This window comes from Haloarcula montana (assembly GCF_035666295.1).
GTDB lineage: Archaea > Halobacteriota > Halobacteria > Halobacteriales > Haloarculaceae > Haloarcula > Haloarcula montana.
This window is the reverse complement of sequence record NZ_CP142027.1, coordinates 1,733,102-1,749,431: the sequence shown is the minus strand read 5'-3', so window position 1 is coordinate 1,749,431 and position 16,330 is coordinate 1,733,102. Positions and strand designations below refer to the sequence as shown.

At 65.2% G+C, this 16,330-nt stretch carries 16 protein-coding genes; 6 read left to right on the top strand and 10 right to left on the bottom strand.

Going from position 1 to position 16,330, the window contains the following annotated elements; genetic code table 11:
* Positions 1-42 precede the first annotated feature (42 nt).
* Complete coding sequence (leuS, locus tag VJ109_RS09120) at positions 43-2,715, top strand: leucine--tRNA ligase (protein ID WP_324756157.1); 2,673 nt, start codon at positions 43-45, stop codon at positions 2,713-2,715.
* Here the strand turns inward: leuS and VJ109_RS09115 are convergent, their stop codons facing one another.
* From VJ109_RS09115 to VJ109_RS09095, 5 genes are all read right to left on the bottom strand, one after another.
* Positions 2,716-3,171 (bottom strand): peroxiredoxin, encoded by a 456-nt coding sequence (locus VJ109_RS09115; protein ID WP_324756155.1) that lies wholly within the window; start codon positions 3,169-3,171, stop codon positions 2,716-2,718.
* 2 nt (positions 3,172-3,173) lie between these two features.
* Positions 3,174-3,578, bottom strand: coding sequence for an Hsp20/alpha crystallin family protein (locus VJ109_RS09110; RefSeq protein ID WP_324756153.1), 405 nt, complete (start codon positions 3,576-3,578; stop codon positions 3,174-3,176).
* A 122-nt stretch (positions 3,579-3,700) separates the two neighbouring features.
* Positions 3,701-4,516 carry a prephenate dehydratase gene (gene pheA, locus VJ109_RS09105; protein WP_324756151.1) on the bottom strand — a complete coding sequence of 272 codons (816 nt, stop codon included), beginning with the start codon at positions 4,514-4,516 and terminating at the stop codon, positions 3,701-3,703.
* Between the two features lie 55 nt (positions 4,517-4,571).
* Positions 4,572-4,871 (bottom strand): zinc ribbon domain-containing protein, encoded by a 300-nt coding sequence (locus VJ109_RS09100; protein WP_324756149.1) that lies wholly within the window; start codon positions 4,869-4,871, stop codon positions 4,572-4,574.
* 104 nt (positions 4,872-4,975) lie between these two features.
* Entirely contained in the window at positions 4,976-5,815 is an 840-nt protein-coding gene (locus VJ109_RS09095; RefSeq protein ID WP_324756148.1) for an aldo/keto reductase, read from the bottom strand.
* A 104-nt stretch (positions 5,816-5,919) separates the two neighbouring features.
* Here VJ109_RS09095 and VJ109_RS09090 point away from each other — a divergent pair, with 104 nt between their 5' ends.
* Both VJ109_RS09090 and VJ109_RS09085 read left to right on the top strand, forming a co-directional pair.
* On the top strand, positions 5,920-6,402 hold the full coding sequence (locus VJ109_RS09090) for a hypothetical protein (RefSeq protein ID WP_324756146.1): 483 nt from the start codon (positions 5,920-5,922) through the stop codon (positions 6,400-6,402).
* Positions 6,399-8,357 (top strand): hypothetical protein, encoded by a 1,959-nt coding sequence (locus VJ109_RS09085; RefSeq protein WP_324756145.1) that lies wholly within the window; start codon positions 6,399-6,401, stop codon positions 8,355-8,357. Before VJ109_RS09090 ends, VJ109_RS09085 begins: the two co-directional genes overlap by 4 nt.
* Here the strand turns inward: VJ109_RS09085 and VJ109_RS09080 are convergent, their stop codons facing one another.
* From VJ109_RS09080 to VJ109_RS09060, 5 genes are all read right to left on the bottom strand, one after another.
* Positions 8,358-9,221 (bottom strand): CheF family chemotaxis protein, encoded by an 864-nt coding sequence (locus VJ109_RS09080; RefSeq protein ID WP_324756144.1) that lies wholly within the window; start codon positions 9,219-9,221, stop codon positions 8,358-8,360.
* Positions 9,222-9,303: 82 nt separating this feature from the next.
* Positions 9,304-10,536: a HEAT repeat domain-containing protein gene (locus VJ109_RS09075; protein ID WP_324756142.1), complete on the bottom strand. Its 1,233-nt coding sequence runs from the start codon at positions 10,534-10,536 to the stop codon at positions 9,304-9,306.
* Positions 10,533-11,342 carry a CheR family methyltransferase gene (locus tag VJ109_RS09070; protein WP_324756141.1) on the bottom strand — a complete coding sequence of 270 codons (810 nt, stop codon included), beginning with the start codon at positions 11,340-11,342 and terminating at the stop codon, positions 10,533-10,535. Before VJ109_RS09070 ends, VJ109_RS09075 begins: the two co-directional genes overlap by 4 nt.
* Complete coding sequence (gene cheA / locus VJ109_RS09065; RefSeq protein WP_324756140.1) at positions 11,339-13,300, bottom strand: chemotaxis protein CheA; 1,962 nt, start codon at positions 13,298-13,300, stop codon at positions 11,339-11,341. The genes VJ109_RS09070 and cheA overlap by 4 nt, the downstream gene beginning before the upstream one ends.
* A gap of 2 nt (positions 13,301-13,302) precedes the next feature.
* Positions 13,303-14,397 (bottom strand): protein-glutamate methylesterase/protein-glutamine glutaminase, encoded by a 1,095-nt coding sequence (locus VJ109_RS09060; RefSeq protein ID WP_324760324.1) that lies wholly within the window; start codon positions 14,395-14,397, stop codon positions 13,303-13,305.
* A 171-nt stretch (positions 14,398-14,568) separates the two neighbouring features.
* Between VJ109_RS09060 and VJ109_RS09055 the strand changes: the two genes are divergently transcribed.
* From VJ109_RS09055 to VJ109_RS09045, 3 genes are all read left to right on the top strand, one after another.
* Positions 14,569-15,003, top strand: coding sequence for a chemotaxis protein CheW (locus VJ109_RS09055; protein WP_324756138.1), 435 nt, complete (start codon positions 14,569-14,571; stop codon positions 15,001-15,003).
* An 84-nt stretch (positions 15,004-15,087) separates the two neighbouring features.
* The gene (locus tag VJ109_RS09050; RefSeq protein WP_324756136.1) at positions 15,088-15,813 is read left to right on the top strand and encodes an RAD55 family ATPase; all 726 of its coding nucleotides are present in this window, start codon (positions 15,088-15,090) and stop codon (positions 15,811-15,813) included.
* Between the two features lie 156 nt (positions 15,814-15,969).
* Entirely contained in the window at positions 15,970-16,305 is a 336-nt protein-coding gene (locus tag VJ109_RS09045; protein ID WP_276178269.1) for a winged helix-turn-helix domain-containing protein, read from the top strand.
* Positions 16,306-16,330 lie beyond the last annotated feature (25 nt).

The window sequence follows — 16,330 nt, the reverse complement described above, 5'->3', positions numbered from 1 at the left end:
TGAAGGGAAAGCTATAGCAACGTCGGTGTCCGACCGACTACCATGACCACGACCGGTGACGAACGCGAACGCGGGTTCGACCACACGGCGATCGAACCCCACTGGCAGGAGGCGTGGGACGAGGCCGACGTGTTCCGCATCGAGGACGACGCCACCGACCCGGAGTACGTCCTGGCGATGTTCCCGTACACGTCGGGTTCGCTGCACATGGGCCACGTCCGGAACTACACGATCACCGACGCCTTCGCCCGCTTCGAGCGGATGCGCGGGGAGAGCGTCCTCCACCCGATGGGATGGGACTCTTTCGGCCTGCCCGCGGAGAACGCCGCCGAGGAGCGGGACACCAACCCCCGCGACTGGACGCTGGGCTGTATCGACTCGATGAAAGAACAGCTGACCGAGATGGGCTTTGGCTACGACTGGGAGCGGGAGGTCACCACCTGTGATCCCGACTACTACCGCTGGAACCAGTGGCTGTTCAAGCGCTTCGACGAGGCCGGCCTGGTCGAACGCCAGGGCGCGGAACTGAACTGGTGTCCCTCCTGTGAGACGGTCCTGGCCGACGAACAGGTCGAGGGCGAGGCAGAACTGTGCTGGCGGTGTGACACGCCCATCGAACACCGCGAGATGGACCAGTGGTTCCTCACCATCACGGACTACGCCGAGGAACTGCTCGAATCGCTCGACGACCTGGAGGGGTGGCCGAACAACGTCCGGGAGATGCAGCGCAACTGGATCGGCAAGCAGGAGGGCGCGAGCGTCGCCTTCGAGGTCGGCGACTACGGCGCAGTCGACATCTTCACGACCCGACTGGATACCATCTACGGCGCGACCTACTTCTCGCTGGCGCCGGGCCACCCCGTCGCCCAGGAGATCGCCGAAGACAACGACGAGGTCGCCGACTACGTCCACGAGGTCGAACACGCCGACGAGGACGACCTGGAGGTGACCTCGGGGGTGTTCACCGGCGAGTACGCCACGAACCCCGCGACCGGCGAGGAGATCCCGGTCTACGTCGCCGACTACGTCCTGACCGACGTGGGCACCGGCGCGCTCTACGCGGTGCCGGCCCACGACGACCGCGACCACGAGTTCGCCACCCACCACGATATCCCGATCGAGCAGGTCGTCGAGCCGACCGAGGACGCCGAGGTCGACCCCGACGACATCGACGTTCAGGAAGCGGCCTACACCGAGGACGGCGTCCTCGTCAACAGCGGCGAGTACGGCGGGCTCACGAGCGAACAGGCCCGCGATCGGTTCGTCGAGGTCTTCGACGGCGAGCACCGGACCGAGTACAACCTCCGGGACTGGGGCATCTCCCGCCAACGGTACTGGGGGACGCCGATCCCGATGATCGACTGTCCGGACTGTGGCTACGTCCCGGTCCCCGACGAGGATCTGCCGGTCGAGTTGCCGGAGTTCGTCCACACCACGGGGAACCCCCTGGACGCCGCCGAGGAGTGGAAACACGTGAACTGTCCCGACTGCGGGGCCGACGCCGTCCGTGAGACCGACACGATGGACACCTTCGTCGACTCCTCGTGGTACTTCCTGCGGTACACCTCGCCGGCCCTCGACGACGCACCTTTCGACGCCGAGCGGGCGACCGACTGGATGCCCGTCGACCAGTACGTCGGCGGCATCGAACACGCCGTGATGCACCTGCTGTACGCCCGCTTCTTCACGAAGGTCGTCGACGACCTCGACCTGCTCTCCGGCGGCGTCCGCGAGCCCTTTACCAACCTGACGAACCAGGGGATGGTCCTGGGTGCCGACGGCAACAAGATGTCCAAGAGCCTGGGCAACGGCGTCTCGCCCCAGCGCATCATCGAGGAGTACGGCGCCGACACCGCCCGGCTGTTCATCATGGAGGCCGCCCAGCCAGAGAAAGAGTTCGCCTGGAGCGCCGAGGGCGTCCAGTCGGCCCACAGTTTCCTCCAGAACGTCTACGAACTGACCGCCGACTACGTGGCCGGCGATGTCGAGACCGGCGAGCGCGACGACATCGCCGAGTACGTCGCCCGCGAGATCGATGCCACGGCCGCCCGCGCGACCGAGGAGTACGAGGAGTTCCGGTTCAACCACGCGCTGCAGGCGGCCCGGGAACTGGTTTCGCTGTTGCGCCGGTACGAGGAAGCGACCGACCCTGCCCCCGAGACCTTCGAGCGCGGGCTGGTGACGGTGACGAAACTGCTGGCGCCAGTCGCGCCCCACGTCGCCGAAGAGATCTGGCAGGAACTGGACAACGACGGGCTCGTCGCCGAGGCCGACTGGCCGGCCGGCGAGGCCCCCGAGGACTACGGGATCGAACGCCGCCTGGTCGAAGACACCCGCGAGGACGTCCGGGACATCGTCGACACGGTCGGCATCGAGGACCCCCAGCGGATCACACTGGCGGTCGCACCCGACTGGAAACACCGGGTCGTCGACATCGCTCGTGAGGCCGACAACGTCGTCCCCGCGGTGATGCAAAACGAGGACCTCCAGCGACACGGCGAGGCCGCCGCGGACTTCGCGAAGGAACTGGCCGGGCGCGCGACGTTCGCGGACCTGCTCACGCCCGAACAGGAGGTCGCAACCCTCCGGCGAGCGGCGTGGCTGCTCGAACGCGAGTTCGGTGCCGAGGTCGTCGTCCAGTCGCCCGAGGAGACCGACGAGGGGCTGATCGGGAACGCCGAGCCCGGGCGCCCGGCGATCGACATCGCGGAGTAATTATTCCATCGGGACGAGCCCGGCTTCCATCAGGTCCCGGAGGACTTCCGCGGCGTGGCCCTCGGGCCTGACACCCTCGTAGACGCCGACGACCCGTCCCTTCGCGAGGACGTAGGTCGTCCGGCTGGCCCGGTCGCGCTCGCTGATCTCGACGTCGAAGGCGTCGGCGATGGTTCCGTCCGGATCGGCCAGCAGATCGAAGGAGAGGTCGTGTTCTTCGGCGAACTCACAGTGGCTGTCGACGTCGTCGGTCGAGACGCCGTACACCTCGACGCCGGCCTCGTGGTACTCCTCGTAGCGGTCGTTGAACGCCTTCGCCTCGGTCGTACAGCCCGGCGTGTCGTCACGCGGGTAGAAATACAGCACCGTCGGTGTTCGGAAGTCCGGCGTGACGCGTTCCCCCCACTGGTTGTGGGCGCTGATCGACGGCGGCTGCGTCCCGGGTTCGAGTACCATCGTCAGTTCACCGGGATATCGGTCCCATCGTCGCCCTCGTCCTCGACGATCTTGGGCAGGTGGACGGTCAGGACGCCGTCCTCGTAGCTGGCCGCCGCGTCGTCCTCGACGGGACCGGGCAGTCGGACGGTCCGGCTCAGGGACTGCCTGCGCCGTTCGCGTGTGAGATACTGCCCGTCGGCGGACTCGGCCGACTCGTCGCGCTCGGCGGTGACCGAGAGTTTCCGGTCCTCGGCGAGTGTAACGTCGATATCTTCGGTATCGAACCCGGGCAGATCCATGCGGACGACGAACTCGTCGTCGGTTTCGACGAGATCCGTCGGGACCGCACCGAGGTTGGCCCCGAACTGGTCGGTCAGTACGTCGAACGCGCGCTCGATCTCGCTGAACGGATCGGTATCGGTCATATCCGGCCCTACGCGCGCCCCCGACTTAACTTTCACATGACACGTTGTCGCACTGTAGCTGTTTCCCGGTGGTCGTCCGACCGTAGTTCGTCGATACCGGTCAGAGACGACAGTACTCCGTATCAGTTGATGACCGTCTCGGAGTCGTAGGAGCCCAGGCGGCGGACCCAACCGTTCTCGGCGATGGCCTCGATGTCTTCGAGAGCATCCTGGGTCCGGTCCTCGTAGAGGCCGGCGGCGATGTCGATGTGGAAGACGTAGTCGCCCAGTCGCTCGCCGCTGGGCCGGGACTCGACGCGGGTGAGGTTGATGTCCCGGTCGGCGAAGGGCTGGAGCAGTTCCAGCAGGAGCCCGGGGTAGTCGGCGTTCGGGTAGACGATGAAGGAGGTCTTGCTGCCGGCGTCGCTGCGCTCGTCGACCGGCGCGACGACGACGAACCGGGTGGCGTTCGAGGAGCGGTCCTGGATGTCCTCGGCCAGTACGTCCAGTTCAGCCCCGTCGGTGGCGTTTGCGGGATGACCGATCGCGGCCACCGACGGGTCCTCGCGTGCGCGCTCGACGCCGCGGGCCGTCGAGGTGACCGCTTCCACGTCGATCCCCGGGTAGTGCTCGTCGAGCCAGCCCCGACACTGCGCCAGTGCCTGGGCGTGGCTCGCGACGAGGTCGAACGATTCGCGCTGGGCCAACAGGGCGTGCCGGATCGGGGTGATGATCTCCCTGACGACGGCGATATCGTAGGTACTGAAAGCGTCGAGGGATTCCGTCACCGATCCCTCGATGCTGTTCTCGACCGGGACAACGCCGCGGTCGGCCTCGCCGTCGGCGACGGCTTCGACGATCGCGGTGACCGACTCGGTGAACGTGATGTCGTCGTCGGCGACCGCCTGTGCGGCCCGATGAGAGTACGTCCCCGACGGACCGAGCGTGATCGTGGTCATGGCTCCGGGTACAGCGCAGTGGCTGAAAAACACCCCGGTGTCGGGAGACACCACCTTACCGGGTCAACCGTCCGCGGGCGTCGGCCCAGTCGTCCCCAGCGGCGATCGCTGCCGGAAGCTCGGCGACACACTCCCGACAGTACCGATAGCCGGACTCGTTCTCGGTCCCGCAGGCCGGACACGCCAAGACAGCCGGCCCGTCGTCACCGCGTTCGTCGTCGACGCGGGTGTCTTCCCCGATATCTGCGGTCGCCGTCCGTTCGGCCCGACCCAGTCGGACCGCGACGTAGACACCCAGACAGTTGAACGCGAGCGCGACCACGAGCGCACCGAGTTGCCAGGGTGGAACAGGCATGGTCCTCTAGATGAACATCCGTCTGCCTGCGACAAAAAGGAGGGGTGCTGTTCCCAACAGCGGGGAACCGTACGCCGAAAGACAGCGCCGTCGGTGCTCCGGGATCAGGAGAGCCGTGCGAGTTCGTCGTCGCTGAGATCGATCGCGCTGGCGGCGACGTTCTGTTCGAGGTGCTCGATACTCGACGTCCCGGGGATCGGCAGCGTCACGTCCGAATGCCCGAGCAGCCACGCCAGCGCGATCTGGTAGGGTGTCGCGTCGTGGCGCTGAGCGATCTCCTCGATCCCCTCGACGTCGTCGAGCTCACCGGCTGCCAGCGGGTACCACGGGATGAACCCGATCCCCGCGTCTTCACAGGCCTCCAGGACAGCCTCGTCCTCACGGTTAGCGATGTTGTACTGGTTCTGGACCGTCGCGATCTCGACGATCTCGCGTGCCCGGTCGAGCTGGTCGACCGAGACGTTTGAGAGGCCGACGTGGCGGACCAGCCCCTCGTCTTTCAGCTCCGCGAGGGTGTGGACCGACTCCTCGAACGGCGTGTCCGGGTCCGGGCGGTGGAACTGATAGAGGTCGATCGGGTCCATCCGCAGCCGGTCCCGCGAGCACAGTTGTGCGTTCCGGAGGTAGTCCGGGTCGCCGTGGGGGAGCCAGTCGGCGTCGGTATTGCGGAGCAGTCCGCCTTTGGTCGCGATCACGAGGTCCTCGCGCTCGGTATCGAGTGCCTCGCCGATCAGTCGCTCGGAGACGCCCGGGCCGTAGGAGTCGGCGGTGTCGATGAAGTCGACGCCGAGTTCGACCGCTCGCTCCAGTACCCGGCGAGCGTTCTCGGCGTCGTCCGGTTCGCCGATGACGTCGTCGCCGGTGATCCGCATCGCACCGAACCCGAGCCGATTGACTGTCAGTTCCCCACCGATGTCGAAGGTGTCGCTCTCGTTTGTGACCATCGTCCTCCCGTTGGCCGTCGAGACGTAAATGTCGTCGGCGTCGTTATCCGGTCCGATAATCGCCCCAGTAGAGTCATATGCGGCCACGGTCAACGGCCGGTATCATGTCGCTCCCGCGCCCGCTGGCGGCTCTGGCCGTTGCGGTCGCTGTCCTCGCGTTCGTCTCTGGCCCGCTGGTCGGTGCCGTCGACCTCACACGGGCAACCCCCCCGGCGGGAGCCGGCCAGGCGGACGTCTCCGTCGAGTCGGTCCCCGACGGACAGATCGTCCTCGAACGGGGTCGGTTCGGCGCCGGGCGATACCACCTGTCCGCGCCCCCCGCAGTTGTCTCGGTCGATTCCGTCGAAGGAAACCCCGTCGTCCGATACACGATCGACATCCCGGAACTGTGGACGACGGCGACGAGCAGATACGCGCTGGCCGGCCGCGGCGGTGAACGGCTACGGCTCCGGCCGAACCCGTTAGGGATCAGTCCGGACCGGATCGAGCGGGACAGCTACGAGGCGACTGTCGCCGTCTGGCTGCGGACCGGCGACAGGGAGCGTGACCTGGTCCAGCGCCGCATCACGATCGAGGTCGAGCGATGAGCGAGGGGGTCCTCGACCGGTTGCTGGCCGGCGAGACAGTCACTGTCTCGGAGTTGCGGACAGCGGTGTTTCGCTCGGTCTTCGGGGACCGGATCGGGGCGCTGGTCGGGCTCGCGGCGCTCGTCTGGTTCGCGCTCTACTGGGAGCTGAACTTCTTCTCCAGCGACCAGTACGCGTTCGCGAACACGCTCGTCGGCGTCGTCGAGGGACACCTCTCCATCGACGAGGCCGTCTACGGGCCGCCCTCCGGTTCGACACCGGGGACCTACCTCGTCAACGGTCGCGTCTACGGCCGGAACTACGGCGTCGTCGTCGTCTCGGCGGTGTGGCTCGTCGTCTATCGGCTCCTCTCGGTACTCCTCGACCTCCGGATACTCCTGGCCGGCCTGTGGTCGCTGGCCGTCGCCGTCCTAGGCTACGGGATCGGCGCCGTGATCGACCGAGAACGGGCGGGGACACTGCTCGGCGCGGCGCTCGGGGCAGCCGTCTTCGTGGGGAACCTCGCGGTCGCGACGCCGCTCCCGTCGCGGTGGCTCCCGGTGTTGGCCCTCCAGACGACCACCGCACTCGCTGCCGCGTTCGTCGCCGTCGTCTGCTACCGGCTGGGGAAAGCAGCGTACACGCGTCGCGTCGGGCTCGCGATGGGTGTGGTCGCCGCCGTCGGGACGCCGGTCGGGTTCTGGGCGACCGTCCCGAAACGCCACAGTGTCACCGCCCTGTTGGTCGTCCTGGCGATGTACACCCTCTACCGGAGCCGGGCGGCGACGACCTGCCGGCACGCGAGGCGGTTCCGAGCGCTAACCTACGCCTGGGTCGGGGCCGCGGCCTGGGTGCACGCGGCGGAGGGGTTCATCCTGTTGCTCACGGTCGCGGCGGTCGATCTGCCGACGGCACGGTCGAACCGCGCGCGTGACCTCGCCGTCGTGGGGGCCGCGCTGTTCGTCTCGCTGGTCCCCTTCTTCCTGACGAACTGGCTGATCGCGGGCAACCCAGTGGAGCCGCCCCGGCTCCTGCCGAACTACGACGGTGACGTGCTCAGTCCGGGAGCGACCGACGGCGGATCGGCTACGCAGGGAGGTGCGGGCGGGGGAGCCACAGGGAGCGACACGGCATCGGCCGAGCCGACCGGTGACGGGTCCGGGAGCGGTCTCAGCGCCGTCGTCGCGACCGCGGTGGGACTGTTCGGCCGGCGACTGCCGGGGCTGTTCATGAGGTCGTACGGACTGTTCCTCACCGATCCCGGGCGGATCGCCGCGGTCTTCGTCCGGACCGGCTATCTCGACGGGCTCACCGCCTCCGAGGACGCCGCGGTCAACCTGAGCGTGCTGGCGTCGATGCCCTTGTTGGGATCGCTCGTCGCGGCCCCGATGTTGGCCGGGAAGCGACACCTGTCGGCGGTCCGGTCCCCGCACGAGTGGTCCGCTATCCGGGTCCTCGACGCCTTCTCTGTCGGCTACGTCGTGTTGCTACTGGGCGTCTTCCTGGGCTCGCTCCCGGTCCATCACATGTTCACCGTCCGGTACCTCCACCCGCTGTACGTCGTCGGGATCTACTGGCTGGCCCGACTGCCGGCTGTCCGGCGTGTCGTCGAATCCCAGGGCCGCGTGCTCGCGGCGACGACGGCGACCACCGCAGTAGCCGGGACCGGCGTGTATCTGGCTGCGGTCGCCGGCGGCGACCTCGTCCTAGACGAGTCCGTTCAGGTGTACGCACTGTGGGCGCTGGCGGTCGCTGTCGTCACCCTCGCGTGGACAGTCCTGGCGACGACACGCTCCGGACTCGATCGTGCCGGTGCGGTCGTCCTCGGGGTCGCCGCCGGGTCGATGGCAGCGTACCTGCTGGTCAGCGGGCTTTCGCTGTTTCCCGTCTCCGGGGAGTTCCTCCTGCCGGGCTCGCGGGTTCTCAGCGATGCTGTCCACTACACTCGGCTCTACGGCAGTTCGCCGCCGTACTGACTACTGGTCGGACATCGCCTCGCTGGCGATCGACCGCCCGCGGGCCTCCAGTTGGACCTCACGTCGGGTCCGGACCGGCTCCAGAATATCGGCCTCCAGCAGGCGGTCGTACACCTCCTCGACCGTCTCGATCTCCATGTCGACGAACTCCGGGATCTTGAACGGCGAGATCCCGGAGTACAACGCCATCAACACCTGTGTCTCCTCGTCGGAGAGTTCGATGTCGTCGGCGACGTTTCGCTGTTCACCCTGCCGGACCAACCCCTCCAGCAGTGAAACGTGTCGGGCACCACCGGAGATGTGGGTCTCGACGCTGGTTCCGTCGACGGTGTGTTCGACCTCGAGCACCGGACGCTCCTCGCCGCTGACCGTCTTCTCTTTCGCGTCGACGGTCCCGACATCGTCGATATCGAGTTCGACGAACGTCCCGGTCGTGATCGCGAGGTTGAGACAGTCGCCGTCGAGTTTGACGCGGGCCTTCTCCCAGCCGACCTCCTGGACGACGCCGCCCTCGACGGCAGGGTGTTTGGTGAGGACGACGATCTGGTCGAGTAAGGCGCTGTAGAGGTGGTCCTCGAACTCCTCGTCGGCCCGGGGCGCGACGAGTGTCACGTCCCTACCCGACCGGAGTTTCACGTAGCTGTCGACCTGGGCGAGCGGCTGGTTCATCTGGCTGGCGGTGACGGCGGTCAGCGACGACAGCGGAATCGTCCGCTTGCCCTCGTTTGTGGCCAGTACCAGTCGTTTGTTCGACAGCAGGATGCGTCCAGGGACCCACTCGATGTCGTTGCGTTTTCGCCCGTCCTTGACGACCTGGACGAACTTGCCTTGCGTATCGAGGAGTTTGCGCTCTCCGTCGCTCATCGCTCTGGTCGCTCACCCGCCGATAGGGGCGGGCGGTACTTGAGCCGACCGGCCAGGGCGACGGGCGAAGTGGCGGGGACGGTCATCCCCGGCCCCCCAGTTTCGAGATGGCCGAGAAGGCCTTCTTCCGGACGGTCTCGTTTTCGGTCTCGTCGATGAGTTTGTCCAGTACCTTCCGGGAGCGCTCGCCGCCGACTTTCCCGAGCGTGAAGATCGCTTGCCCACGGACGGCCGGATCGACCCCGGTGTCCTCAACGATCGGGAGCAGGCGCCGCTCGACCATCCCGTCGTCGTCGTCCAGTTCCGCCAGGCTCGTCGCGGCGAACTGGCGGATCATCTGCCCGTCGTCGGAGAGCGCGTCGACCAGGGCGTCGATGACCCGACCCCGTTCTGCCTGGGTCGTCACGCGACCGAGCAGCCAGGCGGTGTTGCGCCGCTGTGCGGCCTGGGTGCTCTCTTCGAGGATCTCGACCAGCGGGACGACGACGCTTCGGTCGTCCGTGTTCGAGAGCTTCTCGACGACGGTTTCGCGGATCTCGTGGCTCTGGTCCGTCGGGACGTTCGAGAGGAGTTCGATCAGCGAGTACACCGCGGTCCGGCGAACACCGGGCGAGTCGTCGCCCAGTGCCTCCGTGAGATAATCGACGGGCTGGTCGTTGTCGAAGTTTCCGAAGGCGTCGACCGCGATCCGGCGGACCTCCTCGTGGTCGTCCTCGTACAGTGGGAGGAGGGCGCGCAGCGCCTGCCGGTTGCCGATGTTCCCGAGCGCCCGCGCGGCCTCGCGGCGGACCGCCGACGATGAATCGGTCAGCAGTGACTCCAGCGGGTCCGTCGCCCGCGAGTCGCCGATCTTTCCGGCCGAACGGGCCGCTCGCGCCCGGACCCGCGGGTCCGAATCGTCGAACCGCTGGGTGAGTTTCGGGACGGCATCGGCCTGGTCGAGTCCACCGAGGGCGTTGGCCGCGGCCATCCGCAGTTCCGGGACCTCCGCGTCAAGCGCCTGCGTGTAGGCCTTTGCTTTCACCCAGTCGGCCGAATCCTCGTCCAGATCGACGCCGGCCATGGTACCGATGAGCTGCTCGATCGCGTCCCCACCCAGTTCGTCCAGCGAGTCGATCGCCGCGGCCGTGACGGCGTCGCTGTCCCGCTGTACAGCCGTGACCAGGGCGTTGACCACGTCCCGCCGGTCGTCGTGGTCGGGGAAGTTCCCCAGCAGTTCGGCCGCCCGGGTCTGGACGCGCTCGTTGTCGCTCTCGCGAAGCACCCGGATGAGTTCCTGTACCTCGCCGTCCCGTTCCAGTTCGTAGAGGCTCATACCCGTCGGTAGATGCGGTGTTGCTTGTCGACCGGTTCGAAGGAGTCCCGACACTCCGTCGGGAGGGTCTCGGTCATCCCGATCATCAGGTAGCCCCCCTCCCGGAGCGAGCCACGGATCGTCTCGAAGATGGGGACCTTGTACTCGGAGTCGATGTAGATGAGGAGATTCCGACAGAAGACCAGATCGAAGTCCCGCTTCGGGTCCCCGCGGATGAGGTCGTGTTGCTCGAAGGTGACCATGTCGGTGACGCGATCGCGGACCCGGAACGTGTTGGCGTCCTGTTCGATGTACTCGGCGTAGTCGTCGAGCGGTTCCAGTTCTTCGGCGATATCGGTCGTCTGTGAGGTCTCGTAGGTCGCCCGGCGGGCCTCACGGAGGATGTCGGCGTTGATGTCGGTCCCGGTGATCTCGACTCTCCGGGCGTCGATCTCGGGATCGTCGAGCGCCAGCATCGCCGCCGAGTACGGCTCCCTGCCGTCAGCACTGGGGGCTGACCACAGTCTGACCCGGCGGTTGTCCTCGGTCAGCTTCCGCAGGACCGGGCGCAGCGCTTCCCACGCCTCCGGGTTGCGGAAAAACCCCGTGACGTTGATCGACAGCGAGTCCAGCAACTGTTCGCGTTCGCCCTCGTCACGCTGGAGCAGTTGTTTGTAGGCCCGGTAGGTCTCGGTGTCGGTCCGGCGCATCCGGGCGGTGATCCGCCGGTCGAGATACGCGTCGTTGTAGAAGCCCGACTCGAACTCCATCTCGTCGCCGATGAACTCCAACAACTGGCTGAACTGTCTATCGCTCCCTTTGTTCATAGCGTCACCACGTCGAGGATGTGGACGATGTTCCCGTCGCCCAATACGGCGGTGCCGGAGAGGCCGGGTGTCCCCGAGAGGATTCCTTCCAGCGGTTTGACGACGACCTCTTCTTGGCTGTTGACCGAATCACAGTAGAGCGCGACCTGTCGTTCGGACTCGCGGATGCGAACGAGCATCCCGTCGCCGTTGGTGTGGGCGTCCTCGACGTCGAAGGTGTCCGCCAGTTGGATGACGGGGTAGATATCGTCGTTGTGCTTGATGACTTCCGTCCCGTTGACCTGCTTGATCGCGTCGGTGGAAGTGATCTCGTCGACGTTCTTGATCGGGACGCCGTACTCCTCGTCGCCGACCTCGACGAACAGCACCTTCACGATGGCCATCGTCACCGGCAGTCGCAGGGAGACGGTCGTCCCCTCCCCCTGGTCGGATTCGACGCTGACAGAGCCGTCTAGTTGGGTGACGGTGTCGTGGACGACATCCATCCCGACCCCGCGGCCGCTGGTATCGGTCACCTCGTCGGCCGTCGAGAAGCCCGGATGGAAGATCAAGTCGTAGATCGCGGAGTCGTCCATCGCCTCCAGTTCCTCCGGCGAGCGGACGCCTTTCTCGATGGCCTTCTGCTTGATCCCCTGGACGTCCAAGCCGGCCCCGTCGTCCTCGACAGTGATGATGACGTGGTCCCGTTCCCGGGAGGCCCGGAGTTCGATCTGGCCGGTCCGGGGTTTGCCCGCCTGCTCCCGTTCGTCGGGCGACTCGATCCCGTGGTCGACCGAGTTACGCAGGATGTGCATCAGTGGATCGGAGATTTCGGTGAGGATCGTCCGGTCGAGTTCGATGTCCTCGCCCTCGATGGTGAACTCGATGTCCTTGTCGAGTTCGCGGGCCAGGTCACGGACCAGCCGCGGGAACTTCCCGACGACCTTCTTCAGCGGGATGAGCCGCATGTCCATCACCGTGTTCTGGAGGTTCGCGGTGATCTTGTCCAGTTCGTTGAGCGTCTCTCCCGCCGAATCCAGATCGTTCTGTTCGACTCCACGGCGCAACTTGATCCGGCTCGTGACCAGTTGCTCGACGAGCCCGTGGAGGTCGTCGAGCTGGTCGACGTCGACACGAACGGATTTGATCTCGTCGACGCTGTGTTCCTCGGAGTCCTCGCTCTCGGTCGCGCCGGCCGTCATCGACCCGGAGTCAGTCACTCCTGTGGTCAGTTCGTCGGTCACGTCGGTGGCGTCGAACGAACCGATCTTCCCGACCGAGTTCAGTTCCGCGTCGACGGTCGCCGCGTCCGACGCGTCCAGATACAGGACGAACGTGTCCTCGAACTCGCCGTCCTCGATGGCTGCCCGCTCCGGTTCCATCGCCAGGACATCGAAGACGTCCTCGACGGCTTCCAGCGCCAGCATCGAGTCGACGCCGAGCATGTCCGACTCGCCGACGTCGATATCGACGTGGACGATCCGGTCGTCGGCCTCGCTCGCGTCGATGTCGGCGCCGATGGAGACACTGTCGTCGCCACTACCACCGCCGTCGTCGGTGCCACCGCCATCCCCTGTGGGGTCACCACCGGCTGCGTCGGCCCCTTCTTCGAGGACGGTTCGGAGTTCCGCGACCATCTCGTCTGTCTGTGTCTGTGACTCGCCGTGTTCCTCGATCTCGTTGACGATGACCTCGATCTGGTCGACGCCGGCGAAGACGAGGTCCATCACCTCGGGCGTGACTTCCATCTCGCCCTGTCGCATCTGGTCGAGGAGGTCCTCGACGGCATGTGCGAGGTTCGCCGCGTCGTCAAAGCCCATCGCACCGAAGTTCCCCTTCAGCGTGTGGGCAGTTCGGAAGATCGAGTCCATCGCCTCGGTATCCGAGGGATCTGATTCCAAATCAAGCAGCGAATTGTTCAGTTCAGTGATCGCCTCCTCGCTCTCGCGGATGAATGCGTCGAGATATTGGTCGTCCATTGTTAGGTCACCTGAGTCGTGATCGTGTCGAGAATGCCGCTCGCGATATCGTCGATCGGTAACACCGAGTCGACACAGCCCGTCTCGACAGCCCGTTTGGGCATGCCGTAAACGGCTGACGTTGCCTCGTCCTGCGCGATCGTGTGTCCGCCCGCAGCTTTGATCGCCCTGATCCCCTCAGCACCGTCCTCGCCCATTCCGGTGAGGATCACGCCGACGAGGGGATCGTCGATGGTCGACGCCGCCGATTCCATGGTCACGTCGACGGCTGGACGGACGCTGTTGACCGGCGGGTCCTGGTTCAGCTTCACACGGAGCCGGCCGTTCCGGTAGTTCTTGACGACCATGTGGCGGTCGCCGGCCGCGATCATCGCTTCACCGCCGCCGAGCCGACCGCCGTCGGTCGCTTCGCGGACCTCGTAGTCACTCCGGGCGTCGATTCGCTCGGCGAACCGACCGGTAAAGCCCTCGGGCATGTGCTGGATGACCAACACACGGAGATCCGCAGCCAACGGGAGGGACGCGAGTGCCTTCTCGACCATCTTCGGGCCGCCGGTCGAGGAGCCGACGACGAGCGTCGGGTTGTCGACGTAGCTCCGGCCGTCCTCCTGGGTCCCGCCGGATCGTTGCGTGCCGGATCGCTGCCCGCCACTCCCGGACTGGGCGGTAGACTGCCGACCGCTCCCGGCGACGTCGACCTCGGCGACCGAGGTCACCATCTCGACGAGCTGGTCTTTCAGCCGGGACATCTCCATCGAGACCTCGCCGCCGGGTTTCGTGAAGAAGTCAACTGCCCCCTTGTCCAGGGCCTCGAAGGTCACGTCGGCGTTCTCGTCGGTGTGGGCGGAGAGCATCAACACCGGCGTCGGATGTACGTCCATGATCCGCGCGGTCGCGTCGATGCCGTTCATCTCGGGCATCTCCACGTCCATCGTCACGACATCGGGGTCGTGTTCCTGAACGGCCTCGACGGCTTCGACGCCGTTGCGTGCCTGTGCAATGACCTCGATACCCCCTTCGTCCAGGATATCGGAGATGACACTCCGCATGAAATGGGAGTCGTCGGCGACCACCGCACGCGGCGCGCGGCCGACCATTGTCACGACGGCTCCGGAACTCGGGTAGTTCGCGAGCGCCACATCATACCTACCACGAAGTCGGGTTCGGCCCCGAAATAAATACTCCGACCGTGTAATCAAAGTTGATATCCCAGCAGGCAGTTTTATGCCAACCTGCGATCCTATCTTCTGATACTCCCAGGAACAGCTATGTCAGCCCAGTCAGCCACGACCGGCCAAGTGCTCGAGTTCAAGCTTGGAGACGAAACCTACTGTGTAAGTATCGACTACGTGACAGAGATCGTCGACATCGGCGAGTTGACGAAGGTCCCGAACGCGCCCCCGCACGTCGAGGGTGTCATGGACCTCCGCGGGCGAACGACATCGATCGTGAACCCGAAAGCGGTGTTCGGGATCGACGAAGCGGGCGAAGAGAAGCGGATCATCGTCTACGATCCAGAGATCGTCCAGACACAGAGCGCGGCCGGCTGGCTGGTCGACGAGGTGTATCAGGTCGTCCAGGTCTCGCCGGAACAGGTCGATCAGTCCCCGGCCAACGACAACGGATCGATCCGCGGTGTCGTGAAACGCGACGACGAGTTCGTCATCTGGGTCGATCCGGCGGTCGTCCACGCTGCTGGTTGACCGTCGTCTGACGGTTCGTGAACAAGACTTTTCACCGCCCGTAACACAGAGATACCTAACTTCCTCGGAGAAAAGACACGAAAAATGATAGAAATAACGAAAACAGGCATCGACGGGCTCGATTCCATTCTAAACGGCGGCATTGTCACCAATTCGACGACGCTAGTGAGCGGAAACCCGGGCGCCGGGAAGTCGATCCTCTGTCTTCAGTACATCTACAACGGCGTCGACCAGTTCGACGAGAAGGGGATCTACCTCTCTTTCGAGGAAAACGAATCGGATCTCCGGGAGGCAGCGGAGTCGATCGGCTTCGACAAGTGGCCAGAGTTCGTCGAGAACGGCGATATCAAGGTGTACGACAAACAGGTACTGCTGCGGGAAAACGACTTCTCCTCGTCGCTCGATCTCCTCCTCGACGATCTCGAAGACGAAGAGTACGATCGGCTCGTACTCGACTCGCTTGCGATGTTCAACCTCTTTTTCGACGACGAAGCCGAGAAACGGACGTATCTCCTGAAGTTCACCGATATCCTGCGGAGTAACGGACTCACCACACTGATGACTAACGAGCAGGGGGCGGTCTTTCCGGACACCGAGATCGGGCTGGAGAACTACCTCACCGACGGGAACATCTACCTGATCCAGACGCCGACCGACTCCGGCGTCAGCCGATACGTCTGGGTGGCGAAGATGCGCAAACAGGACATCGAGACGGATATCTTCCCGATGGAGATCGAGTGGGGTGGGATTCAAGTCCACGAAAACGCGAGCGCGTTCTCGATGATGAGCGAAGAGGATTCGCCGCTCTGAACCGGGAATATCCCTCATTATTAGCGGGAAAAACGAGTGGTATAGAGTCGTTACGTCGAATACCGCTGATTTTACCTAGTCGAGGGGCGGATGCCCCACTCAGAAGCTATCAAAGGCGATAGCTTTATGGAATACTGAATTTATAATCTGATAACGATGGCTTCGGCGGAGATCCTACAGACGCTGGGGAACAAATACAGCGCCGAAATTCTCGATGCCACCGACGAACCCGTGTCGGCCCAAGATCTGAGCGACGAGCTGGGAATTCCGATCGCGACGTGTTATCGGCGGATCGACGAGCTCACCGAGCACGATCTGCTCGAACTGCACGACAACATTCTCTCCGACGACCGGCGCCGTATCAAAGTGTACCGCCGAAACGTCGACGAGCTCCGGGTCGACTTCGAGGACGAGATGACGATCCACATCGAAGAGCGGTCGGAAGTGACGAACAAACTCGACGAGGCGTGGCGAACCCTCTCGGACGGCTAAGTTCTCACGAATTTTCGACGTTATC